General features: G+C 33.7%; 16 protein-coding genes. 1 reads left to right on the forward strand and 15 read right to left on the reverse strand.

What is annotated here, in order from left to right; all coding sequences use genetic code 11:
* Nucleotides 1-58: 58 nt before the first annotated feature.
* The 5 genes from HN014_RS14245 to HN014_RS14265 form a co-directional block, all read right to left on the reverse strand.
* Complete coding sequence (locus HN014_RS14245; protein WP_176029518.1) at nt 59-2,443, reverse strand: TonB-dependent receptor; 2,385 nt, start codon at nt 2,441-2,443, stop codon at nt 59-61.
* Nucleotides 2,444-3,060: 617 nt separating this feature from the next.
* Entirely contained in the window at nt 3,061-3,444 is a 384-nt protein-coding gene (locus tag HN014_RS14250) for a hypothetical protein (RefSeq protein WP_176029519.1), read from the reverse strand.
* A 76-nt stretch (nt 3,445-3,520) separates the two neighbouring features.
* The gene (locus HN014_RS14255; protein WP_176029520.1) at nt 3,521-4,468 is read right to left on the reverse strand and encodes a PD40 domain-containing protein; all 948 of its coding nucleotides are present in this window, start codon (nt 4,466-4,468) and stop codon (nt 3,521-3,523) included.
* 262 nt (nt 4,469-4,730) lie between these two features.
* Complete coding sequence (locus tag HN014_RS14260) at nt 4,731-5,600, reverse strand: GyrI-like domain-containing protein (RefSeq protein ID WP_176029521.1); 870 nt, start codon at nt 5,598-5,600, stop codon at nt 4,731-4,733.
* 92 nt (nt 5,601-5,692) lie between these two features.
* Nucleotides 5,693-6,316, reverse strand: a complete 624-nt coding sequence (locus HN014_RS14265) for a trimeric intracellular cation channel family protein (protein ID WP_176029522.1) — start codon at nt 6,314-6,316, stop codon at nt 5,693-5,695.
* A gap of 236 nt (nt 6,317-6,552) precedes the next feature.
* On the opposite strand from HN014_RS14265, the gene trxB reads away from it, so the two are divergent.
* Nucleotides 6,553-7,521, forward strand: a complete 969-nt coding sequence (gene trxB, locus HN014_RS14270; protein ID WP_176029523.1) for a thioredoxin-disulfide reductase — start codon at nt 6,553-6,555, stop codon at nt 7,519-7,521.
* An 87-nt stretch (nt 7,522-7,608) separates the two neighbouring features.
* On the opposite strand, the gene bla is transcribed toward trxB, so the two are convergent.
* The 10 genes from bla to HN014_RS14320 form a co-directional block, all read right to left on the reverse strand.
* A complete protein-coding gene (gene bla / locus HN014_RS14275; RefSeq protein ID WP_176029524.1) occupies nt 7,609-8,361 on the reverse strand; it encodes a subclass B1 metallo-beta-lactamase in 753 nt (250 codons plus the stop codon).
* A gap of 114 nt (nt 8,362-8,475) precedes the next feature.
* On the reverse strand, nt 8,476-9,327 hold the full coding sequence (locus HN014_RS14280; RefSeq protein ID WP_176029525.1) for a DUF5694 domain-containing protein: 852 nt from the start codon (nt 9,325-9,327) through the stop codon (nt 8,476-8,478).
* A gap of 207 nt (nt 9,328-9,534) precedes the next feature.
* Nucleotides 9,535-10,065, reverse strand: a complete 531-nt coding sequence (locus HN014_RS14285; protein WP_176029526.1) for an SRPBCC family protein — start codon at nt 10,063-10,065, stop codon at nt 9,535-9,537.
* Between the two features lie 62 nt (nt 10,066-10,127).
* Nucleotides 10,128-10,481 carry a YciI family protein gene (locus HN014_RS14290; RefSeq protein ID WP_176029527.1) on the reverse strand — a complete coding sequence of 118 codons (354 nt, stop codon included), beginning with the start codon at nt 10,479-10,481 and terminating at the stop codon, nt 10,128-10,130.
* A gap of 84 nt (nt 10,482-10,565) precedes the next feature.
* Complete coding sequence (locus HN014_RS14295; RefSeq protein WP_176029528.1) at nt 10,566-11,264, reverse strand: hypothetical protein; 699 nt, start codon at nt 11,262-11,264, stop codon at nt 10,566-10,568.
* An 11-nt stretch (nt 11,265-11,275) separates the two neighbouring features.
* Nucleotides 11,276-11,851, reverse strand: a complete 576-nt coding sequence (locus HN014_RS14300) for a Crp/Fnr family transcriptional regulator (protein WP_176029529.1) — start codon at nt 11,849-11,851, stop codon at nt 11,276-11,278.
* Nucleotides 11,852-12,034: 183 nt separating this feature from the next.
* Nucleotides 12,035-13,378: a phospholipase gene (locus HN014_RS14305; RefSeq protein ID WP_176029530.1), complete on the reverse strand. Its 1,344-nt coding sequence runs from the start codon at nt 13,376-13,378 to the stop codon at nt 12,035-12,037.
* Nucleotides 13,379-13,698: 320 nt separating this feature from the next.
* Nucleotides 13,699-14,193, reverse strand: a complete 495-nt coding sequence (locus tag HN014_RS14310; RefSeq protein ID WP_176029531.1) for a hypothetical protein — start codon at nt 14,191-14,193, stop codon at nt 13,699-13,701.
* A gap of 370 nt (nt 14,194-14,563) precedes the next feature.
* The gene (locus HN014_RS14315; protein ID WP_176029532.1) at nt 14,564-15,988 is read right to left on the reverse strand and encodes a S41 family peptidase; all 1,425 of its coding nucleotides are present in this window, start codon (nt 15,986-15,988) and stop codon (nt 14,564-14,566) included.
* A gap of 362 nt (nt 15,989-16,350) precedes the next feature.
* Nucleotides 16,351-16,797: a GNAT family N-acetyltransferase gene (locus HN014_RS14320; RefSeq protein WP_176029533.1), complete on the reverse strand. Its 447-nt coding sequence runs from the start codon at nt 16,795-16,797 to the stop codon at nt 16,351-16,353.
* Nucleotides 16,798-16,820: the final 23 nt, after the last annotated feature.

A 16,820-nucleotide genomic window follows, 5' to 3' on the forward strand; every position in this document is an offset into this window, starting at 1 on the left:
GTGTTGTTTTTATAGAAATTTTCCCGACCCTTTCTATAGAAAGGATCGGGATAAAGTGTTATAGGTTATATCGTAGCCCGAGGTGAAAAGCTCTTGGGTTTCCAATAGAATAGCTATTAGAACCTCTAAACCTGTTATAGGAAGCTCTAACGGCATATAATTCGTCAAATACATTCAGAAAGTGCCCCCATACTTCTATATTTTTATATTGTATGCTGGCTCTGAGATTAAAAATAGAATGCCCGTCATAGGTAGCTGTCGTTCTTTTTTCGTCTCCTTCTGGTGTAAGAATCGGGTTTCCGTCTGCATCCTCAACAATTACCTGGTTCTCAAAACTAGTATTATAAGCCCCTACGAGCTCATGCTCGGCAGCGATGTTGAAAGCAAGCTCTTTTGATATTTTTGTTTGATAAGAAACAATGGAAATCCCCGTGATAGAAGGAGCTGTATTTCTATCAGTGTCGGAATAATCGACTCCTCTGTCATAAAAAGTAACGTACCTATGCTTAGCATAGCTTCCATTATGTGTTAGGGATATTCCCTTTACAGGCATATATGTAAGTCCGTATTCAATTCCATAGGATCTGGTTTTTCCAGCATTACTATTAAAAAACTCATCATTTTCATTTCGTAATGTGATTAGGGTATTTTTCCCCTCTAAAAGATAGATAGCAGCATCAAATTTTAATTTAGACGGAAGTACAAAGTATCCTCCAATCTCATAATTGTCATACCTGCTTGGTTTTAGGTCAAAAACTTCTCCATCTACTCCAACAAAGCTGTTTCTATAGAGAGTAGAGGTTTGTGGAGGAGTAAACCCATTGGAATAATTGGCATATATTCCTGATTTTTTATTAAAATTATAATTGATTCCTAGCTTTGGTGCAATATTATCATAATTGTTTTCAGAATCTTTTGCTCCCGAAATACCGTCGTTTTGATTGTCATAATCATATTTGAAATAATCATATCGCAAAGCAGCAGTAATTTTTAATGCTTCTATTGGAGTTATTTCGTATTGCATATAAGCTGCGTGATTAAAAATATCAGCATGATAATTAAGAATATAATCCTGATGTTTCTTTTCATACCCTGTATTGATTCCTGTTGTAGGATCTACAAAAACACTGATTCTTTCTGCCTCATATTTTTGAGGAGAGTAATCAGTAGATGCGCCAATGATTAAGGAAGAAGCAGCAAAATCAAAATTTATTTTATGTTGAATAAGTCCAACATAACTTGTGAATTTATTAGAATTAACTTCTCCAGATCCGCTACCGGTTAGTTTTCCCTGATTTCTGAATTGACGAATTCTATAGGATGGGATCTGATCCATTCTGTTACTTCTGAAGATGAGGTTCACAGCTGTTTTGTGATTGTCATTCCATTGTTGATCCAGAGTAGAACGAAACCTAAAACTAACTGCATCTCTTTCTGTGAAGGTTTGATCACTTTCATAATTACCATTTGAGTAATCAGATTCACTAAGGGAACCTGCCATATCAGAGCGATAATCAACAGCATCTATTACTGATGTCCATCGGGTATTGGGAGAAAAGTCATATACGGTTTTTAAGGTAAAGGCTAATTTTTCATAATCACTATGTGCAATAGGACCATCTTCTCTTTTGGCATAATGTCCACCAACATAAAAACCTAATTTTTCATTTGCCTGATTAGAAACTTCTACTTCATATCTACTGAATCCCAGGTCATTTTGTTGATAATCAAAACCTCCACTCAGTTTTTCGGTAGGATTCTTAGTAATAAAGTTAAAACTTCCTCCGATAGCTTCACTACCATAGATACTGGATGCAGGTCCTTTTAGTACTTCTATGCGACCAAAAGAAGTATTGTTCATTTCTAATAAGGCATTATGATTGAATACAGAGGTAGGACGAATCGGAAGCCCATCTTCTAAATATAAGAATAATGATTTGGTAGAAATAGGAGAACGTACTGCCATAAAATGTTGTTCATTACTCCCGGCTCTGGAAGTAGACATTAATACTCCGGGAATTTGATTTACCAATTGGTCAATTCCGAAGGCCTTACTGGTTTTTATACTCTTGGCATTAAGAGTAGCAATAGAGCCAGGAACTTCAGATCTTTTTTGAGTTTCCCTACTGGCAGAAGTAACTAGTACTTCTTCTAATATTTGGTTTTCTTCTTCTAAAACTATTTGGGTATAAGAGGCTGTTAAGACTATTTTTTTTGAAGTATATCCAATATAGTTAATCAGAATTTCGGTGTTTTTTGTAACCTCAAGACTAAATTCTCCATTTTGATCACTGGTAGTGCCAACAGAAGGGTCTGAAGATACAGTGATGGTTGCACCGGATAAAGGGTGGTTGGAGGCAGTAGTTACTTTTCCTTTAAATAATTGTTGAGCTTGAGTTATAATGCTTGTTAATAGCAATATAATGAATGTTGCTTTTTTCATGGGATAATGTGTGTGAAAGTACTATAGGGGATATTACCATAGTTAGTTATAGTTTTATGAAACAACGTACTTTGTGTTGTTATATTTTATTGTAAATCAGCTTTATTCGTTTTTGGTTGTAGCAGGATGTATAATAAAAATAACAATCTGTAAGAATTCTGTTCCCTATAGCTAATGGATAAAAATCCACCTAGAAAATACTTTCTCAGTAATTTTTCTTTAATAAATGATTATATAGTCTTTATGCAGGAATTAGATTGTACACTGCTATCAATACAGAGAGCATTTTTTAATATTTATAGTGAAATAGCATAGTTCAATGTCACATTCACAATACAGCTTGCTATCTGTTTTTTTTAGAAAGAAGTATATTGATGCTGATAGCCAATTCCTGGTTTTGTCGAATTTATTTCGAAACTACATTTCTAAACATAGAAAACACTATTACCAAATACTCGTTTTATATAGTAGTAGATAATTAAGGTGTAAAATGTCGGACCTATCCCGAATTACAATTTACTTCCTGTGAATGTGTTGTATATTAGTACTGAGGTAACTCATATATTTATATAGAGACTTTACCTGCTGATGTTTGTAGTAGAAACCTATAAATTCGTTCAAGCTTTATTAGGAGGGTGGTCGATACTGCGAATAATATCGAATGGGTGTAATTCTTTTAAAGACCAATTGTTTTTTTGCAGAGAAGTAAGAGAGGCATAGTGTAATGCATAACTCTTGTTTTTTTCAAAATAGAGTGGTAAAAATGTTTCTGCATTTATAACGATTCCATCATTTTGATCGGAGCTACTTTGTTTTTGTATATTGAGTTGTTTGTTCAAAAAACATTTCCCGTTACAGTTCAGCATTGGTCGTTTTTTGTTGACACAGTATTTCTCTACGATATAATCAATGTTAAGCTGGTAATAGAGAATAGAACTAATCTCCATCGTTGGACGAATGGCAAAGGAAATAAAAAGAAGTATGGAAAAAACAATTCTCACTAGTACCTGCAAAATTAGGCAGCAAAGGTACTAATGAAATTTGTTTTCCCCTACAAAATCTCAAAAAGTTGAGCAATCACTTTTTGAGTATATCAAGTCGTGCACTATAGATTCTACTCAAGCCATTTTCATATTGAAAAATTATATCAGTTAACTGTTTGATATTTTGAGGCTTATTAAGGTGAGGGTTGATCGTGTTCTTTTTACTAGTGAAGTAAATAGTTTTGGTTTTTGTATCATAGAACGGGCAATAATCCATCGTGCTGCTGTTAATTTGAGTCATGTTTTCAGAAGGTGTCCATTGTCCTTCTTTATTTTTATACGATATGTATAGATCTCCACTTCCGATTCCTCCTTTGCGCTTGTATGCTGTATATAATATGAAAGACTCATCAGGAGCTACAAAAGCATTAAATTCCATTCCTTTGGTATTGATAGCTTCGCTTAACGATATAGGAGTGGTATAGCTATTGTTTTTCCACTCACTCATAAAAATATCATCTTGTCCTTTTGTAGGAGTAGCAGTGCTGGTGTAGTATAAATTACCATTAGTGGCAATCGAGGGATAAAATTCATCTTTTTCGGTATTTACAGGAGCTCCCAGATTGATTGGATCGGACCATGGGGCATTTTTATTTTCCCTTCTGATAAACCAAATATCATAGTCTGTAGCTTTTGGGTTTATTTTTCCGGTATTCCTGTTAGAAACAAAATATAATTGTAACCCATCAGGAGAGAACATAGGCTCCATATCATGAAATTGTCCGGAGAAAGGAGCGATAGAAGGAGCTGACCAGGTAGTTCCTTTTTTAGTGATTTTTACAATCGCTGAAATTTCTCCAAAAAAACTTTGCATTGTGAAATATGCTTCATCTTGTGTCGGTGCCATTGTAAAATCACGTAATTGCCCTAATTCAGAAGTGATTTCTGGTAAAACAGGAGTTACTTCTATGGCATTTTTTTCCTGTGAGAAAGAATAGGATAATGATAAGAGATACATAAAAATTAAGTAATACGACTTCATAGGTAGTACGATTTCTTTTTGATTGGTTTATTAAAAAATAGTGAAGGAAAAGGAAATAAGACCAATACCTTTTGATAGTACTTAATAAATTAAATAGTAGGCACTAAATGAGGTTTGATCTTTTGGGATAAGCTAGGAAAACTGCATATTTATCGAGTTGCTTATGTTGATACCTTCTCTTCACATGGTCGAAAACTAACTATTATTCTCAGGAGTTCTTGTTAAAGAGTTATTAAATATTTTCGGGGGGACCATCTCCGATTTATACAATAGGAATATAAATTTCAGTAAGAAGATCTTCTTCTTTTGTATCATTACTGTCATTTAAATAAAATTCTAAGGTAGGTGCATCATGTAATTCAAATTCCTCTTCTAATATGAACTGAGCATAGATTCGATCGTATGTTTCTAGAGATGATTCATGGCTTCCCTTATGAATAAACTTGGCATATTTTTGTTCTTTAATTGTTTTGGTTGTAAATAAACCATCCTTTGTATATTGAGAGGGATCTTTTATACAGATAGCGGCGTGATATCTCCAATGGATAGTTTCTGTAATTGCTTCATCGTCCAGAATTTCTGCCATATAGATAGTATCCTCAGTAAGCATATTCTTTCTAGCTGCATATCGGATCAATTGATCCCATGTTTTTTCAATTCCTTTAAGGTCATCATGTCGCCCCTTATATTCCAAAAAGAGAATTTTCATATCAGGGAGTATTTCTATTTCATAGGGAAGTTCTTTTTTTGGAGTAGTGCTTTCGGGATAAAGGCTTTTATGAATGATGTTTTGTTGTAGCTTAATGGATTCTCTGAAAGATGATGGAGCACATCCGAATTTGTTTTTAAAGGCTTTACTAAAAGCAGCAAGATCACTATATCCTATTTCGAAAGCGATGTCACTGACAGGAGCATTAGAAAATTTTAAATACTCGGCTGCTTTTTCTAATCGCAATCGTTTTATATGCTGTCCAACCGTTTCATGATGTAATGCCATAAAGATACGGTTGATATTTCTGTAAGAATAAAAACAAATGTTTTCTATATCTGTAACTGTGATCTCTTCTTTGTAGTTTGTCTGTATATAATCAATCAGTGCTTTATACCGATCTAATTGTGTTTGGTGGTTCATAGCGTATATGTTAATTCTATACAATACTACGCCAAATTAGGACATGGGATATTGTCCATCTAGGACAATAGTTAACTAGTAAGGTAGTATGTTTATGATTCTTTATTATTTTTTACAGTAAATAAGGGAAGTGAAACCTTGTAGGTAACTACGAGTAATCGAATAGAAATAATAAGTAATACCGTAGCGATATAAATAATATTAGCTTTTACATGAAATGCATTCAGTACTAAAAAGCAAATACCTCCTAAGATAGAAACCATTGCATAGATTTCTTTTCTAAAAATGACTGGGATTTCATTACAAAGAATATCCCGGATAACACCACCGAAACAACCAGTTATTGCGCCAAGTGAAATACAAAAAATAGGATCCAATCCGGTTCTTATTCCTGCTTCGACCCCAATGATAGTAAAAACGCCTAGTCCGATAGAATCAAACAAAAACAAAGATTTTTTTAGATAATACAACTTATTTCTAAAAATAATAGATAAAGTGGTTACACAACCAATAAGATAGATGGTTAATGTGCTTTGCATCCAGGATACAGGTGTCTGTCCTATAAGTACATCTCTAACAGTTCCTCCTCCAATAGCGGTAACAAATGCAATAATAAAAATCCCAAAAAGATCAAACTTTCTATTCATTGCACTCAATGCACCCGAGATTGCACAGGCTGTTACTCCCAATAAATCTAATGCATCAAAAAGAGTCATTTCTTTTTAGGCAAAAATAGGGGATCTGCTATTAATAATAAAAAAAAGAGAAATAGATTTTAGGTTTTCTCCAGAGGTGCTAAACCGCATGTAAAACCTCAGGATATGGGCAAAGAGAAGAAATTAATTTAGCCAGATTCATTGTCCCGATTTATATCAGCATAATTATTCTTAATGATTTTACTGTAAGTTTTCTGATCAAATTGCTACTTTTACCTTACGTAAATTAGAATAACATGTCAGATACTATTGAAAGAATAAAATGTTTGATTATAGGTTCTGGTCCGGCAGGATATACTGCTGCGATTTATGCATCCAGAGCAGATATGAAACCTGTAGTATATACAGGATTAGAGCCGGGAGGTCAATTAACAACGACTACAGAGGTTGACAATTTTCCAGGGTATCCGGAAGGCGTAGATGGTCCTACGATGATGGTGCAGTTACAGCAACAGGCAGAACGCTTTGGTACTGAGGTACGTATAGGAATGGTTACCAATGTAGAATTTAGTAAAGAAGTTGGAGGAATTCATAAAGTGACTGTAGACAACTCTAAAGAGATTGAAGCAGAAACAATTATTATCTCTACAGGAGCTACTGCAAAATACTTAGGATTGCCAAGTGAGCAACGCCTGAGAGGAGGAGGAGTATCTGCATGTGCGGTATGTGATGGATTTTTCTATAAAGGACAAGATGTAGCTATTGTTGGAGCAGGAGATACAGCTGCAGAAGAGGCAACCTATTTGGCAAATATCTGTAATTCGGTAACCATGTTGATCCGTAAGGATTATATGAGAGCTTCCAAAGCAATGCAGCATAGAGTAACTAGTACAGAAAATATTAAGGTATTGTATAACACTGAGGTAGATGAAGTATTAGGAGAGCAGGTCGTAGAGGGATTGCGAATGGTTAATAATCAAACAGGAAAAAAAGAAGATATTAAAATCACCGGATTGTTTATCGCTATCGGGCATAAACCAAATACAGATATCTTTAAAGGACAGGTAGATATGGACGATACTGGATATATCATAACAAAAGGAAAATCTACCAAAACTAATATACCGGGAGTTTTTGCTTCAGGAGATGTACAGGATAAAGAGTACAGACAAGCAGTTACTGCTGCAGGAACAGGATGTATGGCAGCTTTAGATGCAGAACGTTATTTAGCATCTATAGAAACAGGAGAAAAGGTTTCTGCATAGGGACAGACCATAAAAATAAGCACTTCGATGTGCACATTATCCGCTCCATTCTGTAAAAGAATGGAGTTTTTTTAGTAAATGATAGATTTATTCTACAGAGGAATTTTGGAACAATTCGATAGTATATTGTAATAACTCCTGATTTCCTGTAGCACCATGTCCTGGAATCACGATTTCAACTTCATTATATTTAGAAGCGATGCGTTTAACCGTTTCTGACCATTCCTGTACATTTGCATCGTTCAGATTTCCTTTTTTAGCACCTAAGGACTTTATGAGACAACCGCCAAAAAGGATTTTTTCTGAAGGGAAATAGCTAATAATATTATCAGCAGTATGTCCTTCTCCTATGAAACTATTGATTACTTTTTTAGTCCCCACTTTGATCTCCATAGAAGTATCAAAACCATTTTTAGGTAATTCTTTCTTTGCTGATTTAACCAGGTCAATTGTTTTAGTATTGGCATATGATGGTATTTTCCGATCGTGAAATGCCTGTAATCCTCCAAGACAATCTATATGAAAATGAGTAGTGACAACTCCTGTAATAGTTGAAGAGAGGCTGTCCTCTATCCAATTAATTAGTTCTGTAGCAACCTTATTATCTGCTGGTGTGTCAAAAACGATTGCCTCATTAGTATCAGTAACAATCATCCCATTACAGGGGACATTGCCATATTCTTTGGTTTTGAGGTAGGTAATATGCTGATAGGCATGAGGGCTTAGCTGGATGATTTTCATAGAAGAACTCTCATATACATAAGAAGGTGCTTCTTTTTGATGTTTACATGATAGAAAAAATATCAGAATACCGATATAGCTACTAAACAGTTTATTCATACCTGTAGAGAGTTATTTTATTTATAAAATCAGATGGGATTAAAGTGCTAATGTATAAAAACTAGCTCAAAATTAGTGAGAAGAGAAACTTAATTTTCTTTTAAAAACTATTTATTATTCGTCTGTTAGATAGTCTGTTATTTCTGCGTATTGAATTACGTGGCTGTTTCGATAAAAATCATTCAGAATTGCACTATGTCCTGCTCCTATAATAACCAGAATCCGATCTTTTTTCTCGGTAATTCGATCAATATTGTGCTTGATATGAATATTTCGTTTGTACCAATTAGTGACATAGGTAATTGAAGGAGCATTTTCCAGTTCGGAACTGGTTAGAATATGATCGAGGTATAAATTTCTATTAAAGTCTTCTCCTTCTTTGGTATTAATAGTAATGAGTGTTTTTCCTATGGAATGTTCTTTCAGGTAAGCAGTGTGTTTTTTACCATATGTACTGGCATTTTTAATAGTAGTAGAGAAAGAGTCCATTAATCCATGTTTGTTGAGATGAGCGACTAAATCTTCATCTCCTAAATTCATGTGTTTATCAATACCATAGAGTTTTTTATGACCAAGTTTTTTGGCAAGTCTGAACCCGATTTGGTAAAGTTCATTAATAGGCAATTCGAATTCGTTGTTCAGGTATTTGGAAAATTGCAGATTCAGTGTATCTGTATAAGATGGTTCTCGTTCTACCAATATTTTTGTAGGTCTGTACATCGCTAATTGTGCTACGATTTCCTTCATTTCTTTTTGCCGTTTAGGAGAGAACCCATCTTCTAGAACAATAGCAGAGTAATCACTAGTGTTTGCAAAATGAAAGGTTCCCAGAATAGCAATCACAGGTTGTTTATCAGATATCTCCGATATCGGAGACACTGTTTTTTCTTCTGTAATAGTTTGTTTTTCGTTTTTACAGCTAAAAATCAATGTAACCACCCCTATAAGAATACATATTTTCTTCATTGGTTTCTTTTTAGATTGAACAGTTGGATGCAATTTGCCTGTCATTTCGGTTCTTTTATGCGTACTATTTCTTTATACTAAGATATGTTCTTTGTAAGAAAAATGTTACTATGCCAAGTATTGGATTTTTCATTTTTGTTATAAATGCCTAAAAGCCTCTATAAAAATGAGGCTTGTAGAAAGAGATATCTCTTTGACAGAAAAACGTTATTCATTTGCTTCGACTACTTTTTTTAGTAATTCCATCCCTCGTGTATTCATTTTTATCATGTCTTTCTTTACTCCGAATATCCACATAAAGAAGGCATCGACAAATCCAGATTTTAGGGTGAAATTCTGGGTTACTTTGGTAGTGGTTCCTTCCTGTGAAAATGAGTACTCAAAAAGAGGGCTGGATACAAATGGTTTCTGAATTTCACATCCCATTTTAATGTAGTGAAGTGGTTGGATATCTTTGATTTCCTGATATCCTACATCTTTTCCATTATTTCCTATCCAGTGATATTGTGCTCCTACGTTTCCGTCTTCTCCTGTTATCTGTATTTTTTGAGAAGGATCAGCTTCTAAAAAGGGAGACCATTTTTTGAAATTTTTCAAATATACAACCTGATCAAAAACGGTCTGCATATCACCGTGAATCTGTACGGTTCTAGTTATTCGAATATGTTGCAGGCTACGGGCTTGGTATAAAGCGTACCCTAGCACTAAAACTATTAATAGTATAAGTATTGGTATCATTTTTTTCATTTTTATCTATGTATTGAATTGTATGAGGTTATTTGTCCGGAAAGGCTAACTGATTAGGGAATCATAGGAAGGATGGTACGAATTTCTACGGTACCTCCGATTTTCAGGATAGGACAGCTCTTGGCCATTTCAGTAACTTCTTCTATAGAATTAGCCTTAACAGTCATGGTTCCGCTGAGCGTCTGTTTTTGATGTATCAGGATTTCATTGCTCAATTGTTGATCGGGCATTAGTTGCCTTCCTTCAAAACCCAATTGATACGTATGAACCAGTTTTTCTTTGATCGCAATAGTGCCTATGAATGTGCCCCATTGCTCTTTTATATCAGCTTGTTCCTGTAGAGTAGGTTGATACTCAAAGTCAGGAATATACCTGAATAGCATCATAAAATAATGTTCTTTTTTCATCTGAATTAATATTAATGATTATTGATACATCAAAATTAAAAAGCAGAAAAAAGAAAAATCTTTGCTTATGACAAGAAATGACAATTATTGAAATTTTTTATGATACATTTTTAGATAAATGGAGAGGTGGATAAAAATAATTGTAGCAGGAGCAAAAGAAGGAATAAAACAATAGGGAAATTGTGTTAAAATATCAACTCCAAGATTTCCTGTATCAATGCTGATTTTGGTTAGTATAACAGCAGTGGCAGAGGTGATGAGAATATCTATCAGACCAAAACTATTCCAAAGAAAGGTTATTTTCTTGGCATATTTTTTTTGAGAGCGAATGGCTTTTGCTACATAAATACTACTGATAGCAGTAAGAATATCTCCTGTTCCTGCAATAATAGCAAATACTGGAGGGAGTTGTTGTTGCCATAATAAAATAAGAAAGAATACACCAATCAACCTGAAAATATGTACTGCTACTAATTGAGATAACGTACTCTCTTTTAATATCGTTTTATAAAATGTAGAGTTGTAAACAATGAAGAGATAAAATAGGAGCAAAGGAACGGTTGTGACTAGTATGATACGGGGAGGTAATGCTTGTACATTAAATACGCCCATGAAACAGGCTATTGTAACACATGATAAATAGCTAAGGTAAAAAAGAATGACAAAAGAAGATCTTTTCTTATAGGATGTTGTTTTTACCAATTTGGCAATTAACAGAATTGGAACAAGAATAGCCAGTAGAAATAAAACGGAAATAAAAATAGGAACTTGTGATGCAAACATAAAAAATGAATTTACAGAGTGATTTCTTTTCGTATTCGGCTTAAGGACGTGTCAGTGATTCCTAAATAGGTAGCAATATGTTTTAGAGGCACATTTTGAACCAGAGCCGGTTTTTCTTTTAGCAAATTCAAATACCGTTCTTTGGCATGATCTCCGATTATAGAAACAGAATGGTTTTTTAGTTCGAAATAATTATTAACCAGCCGTGTTCTTCCTACTTCTCTAAAAGCTTCTATGTGAAATAGTTTCATGAAGTCAGAAAAATTAATTTTCCAACATTTTCCTTTGGTTAGTGCTTGTATGGATTCTTTGCATGCTGTTTTTAGAAAATAAGAATGCCAGTCGATGACAATATCATTGCAGATAAAAAATTTAGTGGTAATATCATTGCCCTGCAAATCGAGTGTGTATGATCTCAAAAATCCACTTTCTAAGAAGTAATAATAATTCGCTGTCTTTCCTTTTTCTATCAGGTATTCATTTTTAGAAAAAACAACTTCCTGAAATTGATCTATAACCAATTGAAGTTCTTCTTTACTAAAGTTTTCTGGCTTGAAAATAGTATATAGAAAGTGGGAGCTAGTCATAGATTATTAGGAATAAAAAGAGCTTAAAAACAGCTGTACAGGTTTACGATCATATGATATGTCTATAACAAATATACGAGAACTTTTAATGGGGCGATAAGGGGAACAGCCGCCTTTTTTATCATTAATAAGAAAGACGACGTATGATAATAATCTAATTTTTTAAAATCATAGCGATCACTATCACTGTTGTTTGATTGTTATCTCCTGAGTTCCTTTATAGGAAGAAGAATATTTTTTTCCATTGATAATCAATTTTCGAATGGTTTTATTTTTTATATCAGAAAAACGAATTGCTATTTTTTTAGTTCTGGAAGTTGTTATCAATAATGTTTCTTCTTCTATTGTTGCCCATACTCTTGCAGTAGTTTTTTTGTGATTGAAGACAGAATACGTATGTCCTTGATTAAAAGCTCCTTCTATTTTTATTTTGTTATCTCCTCTTTTGATAGTAAGGGAGGTTTGATCTCCGGCAAGCTTATTTGCAATATAAAAATAAGGAGCGTATGGAGAGGTCATGGTATCTTTTTCCATCATTAGAATAATATCTCCCTTTTTTATACCTATTTTTTTAGCGGTGCAAGTATCGCTTTTGAAATCACTTACTTTTAGACCGGGACCACGAAAACTATAGTCGTACTTAATCCCAAAAACAGCTTTGTCATTAAATATTTCCAATGAATATGGGGTGTGATTTGGATGTGCGTCTTTTGTTTTGGTATCCATTTCTAGAATGGATATCCACTCATAAGAATTATTTGATAGATCTGAAGTTTCCCAGGATATTTTATACTTGTTTCTACGAGTAGTTGTGGTAATAAAATCGATGAGTTTTTTTTGCTCTTTCTGTAGATAACTCATATCGTGATTTCCATCGACTTCACTAAAGGTAATGGCTGTATTAAATTTTTGCAAATATGAAATAGCAGGTTTAATTTGTTTTATGGGATATAACATATCTTTTTTCGTATTGATGATATAAGTAGGTTTATGATTTGAATTGGCGGGGTATAATGCATAAGTACCTAATTTATCAGCTACTTTTAGATGGCCATTCATCGCTATAAAACCTGCAAAGGGTTCTGGATGAACCATTGACATATATAATGCTCCGGAGCCTCCGTCAGAAAATCCGCTTAGAAATATTTTGTCCTTATGTATAGCATATTTAGAAGCTACAATTTCAATTTCTTTTAGAATCATATCCATTCCGACAGGATCGAACCAGGTAGCTCCCTTCTGACCATAACAATACATTAAATAGAAACCTCCTTTTTCAGCCAGTTTAATGAGCTTAGACTTTTTCATATAGGCCAAAGGGTCTTTCTTAAGACTTTTGTTGGAGATGGCTCCGTGTAGATAGACTAGTAAAGGTCTTTTTTGTGTTTTGTTTATAGTTGTTGGCGTGTATAGTATAAAAGGACGCTCTATAGTATCAAGACACTGATACGTATGTTCATTAAATTTTCCAGTTTGTCCTGATACGATTATTGGGATTATTAGAAGTATGTATATAATTTTTTTCATTTGGGATAGTATCTTTATTTGATAAGATTTGGTCTTCTAGGTAAGAGACCGGGATTTTTCGAAATTCGAAGATATAAAACTATACCTAGCAATACTATCTATTAAAAATAGATTAACATATGTGATAAAAAATAAGGAGAGGGAAAAGTATATTCGTTTCTATTCCTTTAGAGACTCAGAAGAAAGAAGGACAAGTTTTTAATCAAAAAAAGAAAGTGTAACTAATTACTTCGGTACACTTTAGAATTATATTAAGAAATGAATTATACCCTTGATTATCGATTGCGTATATGTAATGTTGTAATGTTAGAATTTTAGAATCAATCAGAAGATGGTCGATTGCGAATGGTGTTATTTTGAAACTGTTTTTCCAGCTCATAAGTATAGTACTCTCTTTTGGGTCTATTTTCAAAAATAGCTCCTCCCGTATCGATTATTTTTATCTCAAAATTTCGTTTGAAAATATAAACATCATTAAAAGCTTTAGATACATACATAAAAGCTAATAAAAATATGCCAAATCCAATCCAGAATAATTGAGATGCTAAGCGAGGAATACGAATAGGGCGTAATCTATTAATACAGTAACATATAGTTCCCCAAAACACAAAATAAATACCTAAGTCGATGCTCATTTCTAATATAAAATATTGAGTGGCCATTGATGTATGAAAGGCACGACATTTATAAATAAAAGGAAATCCGTAGAAAAAAGTATCCGTACCGTCGATAACAATTCCATACCACCATTGGGTCAGTACTCCAAATGAAATTATTGTGATAGGGAGGATACAACGTATAATAAGTCTAAACATTCTTGTTTTTTTTGTATTCATTCACGGCTGCAATTTTATCTTTCAGAAATAGTTAAGAAACAAACGAGATAATGCTTTGTGTAGGAATCTCAATAACGTTTCCTGAGTGGATTTACTCAATAACCGATGTCCATATTTGAGGGAGTTTACTCACTAAGTAAGATGTAAATACTCCGGTACTTGTATCGGAATATTTTATAGTAGTTCCTTTGGTAGCTTTATGGGCTTACTTCGAGGGAATTTACTATTGTTAAAGAAATTAAGGTATCAGAGGAGGGAGTGATATCGTCATATGATCCATACAAAAGTAAGGGCTTTTTAATCAGGTAAAAAGCCCAGGTTTCTTAAAACTTTGTAAAAAAAAGATGTATTATGGTTTTTGTAATGCTTTTATAGCTTGTGAAATACGGGTTTTATCATTTTTCAGGTCATTAGCAATACTCCTAAAAAATGCTTGTCTTTCTTCTGGATACTTTAGCTCATAGTGAACAGGAATACCTTTATTCTCATAGCAGTTTCCGGCATTGTCCATATATATTTCATTGGATATAGAAAAATGCCATCCATTAGGAAGTGTTTTAGGTAATTCTGTAGACATTGCTCCAGAGGTGGGGCTTCCTATTCGTTTTACGTTCTTCATAGCCATGGAGGCAATAGAGAATGCTTCTGCTGCGCTACCTGTTTGTTGTGAAGTAAGAATATATACAGGTCTTGTATAAGCATTGTCAGTTGCTGGAATGTATAATGGAATTGTAGGAGAAAATTGTACTCCATACTTAAGTTTTTGTGTTGCGACCTGAAGCTTCTGAGGAATAAACCGGCTTAATATTTCAAAACTGACAGCATCCTGACCACCACCATTAAATCTAACGTCTATGATTAATGATTCCATATCAGACAGGTCATTCATTACCTGATCCATACTATTGGCTACACCGATTACTTCTTTTTCTATGTATGCTCCTTCATACATCTTATTAAAGGTTTCTACATAGGCATCTACATATCCTTTTTGTTTAATTAATGATTTAGGGATATCCAAGGCAGCGTATAACCACATTGCTTTTATTTGAATATACCCGGTTGTATCATTGAATTTTCCCCATTGAATTAGCCAGGAGTCTTTAGTCATTTCTTCTTCTAAGTGATGTTTAGCTACTATTTCTGCTATTTGAAAATCTCCATATTTGGGTAAATCCTCTTGCTCACTTTCCTCCTCAGTATTAAGTTGATCAATTAATGCAGAGGTGGTATCATCAGCCTCTAGATATGCATGATTGTCATTGAGCTTTTCTAATGTTTCTTCAATGACTTGATATAACTCTACATTAGTAGCATTTGAACCTAATTTTTCTTTTTGTGTCGTATATAAATCTTTCCAATTAATAGAATTAAGCTCCATAAAAGCATAATGCTCTTTTACGGTTTCAGCAAACACTTCAAAGTTGTATATAGGATCAGCTTTCTTTTCTGCTGTAACCGTAGTTGAGCACAGATCAGGGAGAGTGTCGGTTTTTAGAAATTTATAGGTAATTACCCCGTTTTGGAGGTAAAGTGTATCGTTCTGTATGCGCAAGGATTTTTCTATTTCTTGAAATGCTCCTTGCCGATTTAGGATACAAGATATAGGGGTTGTATCATAAAAAGAATAATGAGTACTATCTTTTATAGTAAGTATCCAACCAGAGGCGATTGATTCCCAATTTCCATTAAGAGACTGAAGAGGTGGTTGTTTTTTTTGACAAGCTGTAATTGCCCAAAAAATAAGGAGTATAAAAGTAATATTTGTTCGCATAAACTTAGATTTACTTAATGAGCTATTAATTTTCTGATGTTGTATCAACCAAAAAAATGTTTCTGAAAAGGATTGAGAAGCACCAGCAATAGTTTGTTCTTATAGATAACGGATATTGCTTGTTGTTACAGTTGTTCGAGAAAAAAACAGGAAATTATCTTATCCATAGAACTGTATAGAGGTAAGAAGATTATTATGACCGGAGCAATTAACACATGCTTTTTGCTTCGTAATTAAAAAGTAGTGATTAAGAAGTTAACAAGTTATCTGAACAGAAACCTGAGAGTATTTCTTATTGCCCAATATGTTGGGCAATAAGAAAATAGTTGATAATGTAATATGTTCTTTTTTTGGAGAGTCAGTTATTTAGTAGTCCATTCGTAATAATTAGCTCCTTCGTTTAATTCAAAACCTGTTTTAGGATACAATGAATTCCCTATGTGATTGGATTTCTCTGTCTCCAGAAACATTCCACATGCTTTAGAATCCTGTACCAGTTTTTTGGCCCTTTCGATAAGTTGTACTGATATTCCTAATCCTCTGGATTCCGGAGATACAAAAAGATCATTTAAGAGCCATAATTTTTGCATTCTGGTAGATGAGAAAAGAGGATATAATTGTACAAAGCCAAGAAGTTGATTTGCTTCATTTTCACAAACAAAAATTACGGAATCTTTATGCTGGATACGCTCGGTTAAAAAACGTTTGGCAGCATCAATATTTGATGGTTTTCTATAAAATACGCGATAACCGTCAAACAAAACGGCTAATTGCTCTAAATCATTACTATAAACTTCTCGTATGTTCATTTTTCCTGAGGGATGTAAATTGT

Origin of the sequence: Aquimarina sp. TRL1, assembly GCF_013365535.1 — a bacterium.
In the GTDB taxonomy this organism is placed as follows: domain Bacteria; phylum Bacteroidota; class Bacteroidia; order Flavobacteriales; family Flavobacteriaceae; genus Aquimarina; species Aquimarina hainanensis.

What these genes read in the sequence shown, in the direction of transcription:
- HN014_RS14245 (WP_176029518.1), bottom strand. Translation starts at nt 2,443, where the DNA reads ATGAAAAAAGCAACATTCATTATATTGCTATTAACAAGCATTATAACT.
- HN014_RS14255 (WP_176029520.1), bottom strand. Translation starts at nt 4,468, where the DNA reads ATGAAGTCGTATTACTTAATTTTTATGTATCTCTTATCATTATCCTAT.
- HN014_RS14260 (WP_176029521.1), bottom strand. Translation starts at nt 5,600, where the DNA reads ATGAACCACCAAACACAATTAGATCGGTATAAAGCACTGATTGATTAT.
- HN014_RS14265 (WP_176029522.1), bottom strand. Translation starts at nt 6,316, where the DNA reads ATGACTCTTTTTGATGCATTAGATTTATTGGGAGTAACAGCCTGTGCA.
- trxB (WP_176029523.1), top strand. Translation starts at nt 6,553, where the DNA reads ATGTCAGATACTATTGAAAGAATAAAATGTTTGATTATAGGTTCTGGT.
- bla (WP_176029524.1), bottom strand. Translation starts at nt 8,361, where the DNA reads ATGAATAAACTGTTTAGTAGCTATATCGGTATTCTGATATTTTTTCTA.
- HN014_RS14280 (WP_176029525.1), bottom strand. Translation starts at nt 9,327, where the DNA reads ATGAAGAAAATATGTATTCTTATAGGGGTGGTTACATTGATTTTTAGC.
- HN014_RS14285 (WP_176029526.1), bottom strand. Translation starts at nt 10,065, where the DNA reads ATGATACCAATACTTATACTATTAATAGTTTTAGTGCTAGGGTACGCT.
- HN014_RS14290 (WP_176029527.1), bottom strand. Translation starts at nt 10,481, where the DNA reads ATGAAAAAAGAACATTATTTTATGATGCTATTCAGGTATATTCCTGAC.
- HN014_RS14295 (WP_176029528.1), bottom strand. Translation starts at nt 11,264, where the DNA reads ATGTTTGCATCACAAGTTCCTATTTTTATTTCCGTTTTATTTCTACTG.
- HN014_RS14300 (WP_176029529.1), bottom strand. Translation starts at nt 11,851, where the DNA reads ATGACTAGCTCCCACTTTCTATATACTATTTTCAAGCCAGAAAACTTT.
- HN014_RS14305 (WP_176029530.1), bottom strand. Translation starts at nt 13,378, where the DNA reads ATGAAAAAAATTATATACATACTTCTAATAATCCCAATAATCGTATCA.
- HN014_RS14310 (WP_176029531.1), bottom strand. Translation starts at nt 14,193, where the DNA reads ATGTTTAGACTTATTATACGTTGTATCCTCCCTATCACAATAATTTCA.
- HN014_RS14315 (WP_176029532.1), bottom strand. Translation starts at nt 15,988, where the DNA reads ATGCGAACAAATATTACTTTTATACTCCTTATTTTTTGGGCAATTACA.
- HN014_RS14320 (WP_176029533.1), bottom strand. Translation starts at nt 16,797, where the DNA reads ATGAACATACGAGAAGTTTATAGTAATGATTTAGAGCAATTAGCCGTT.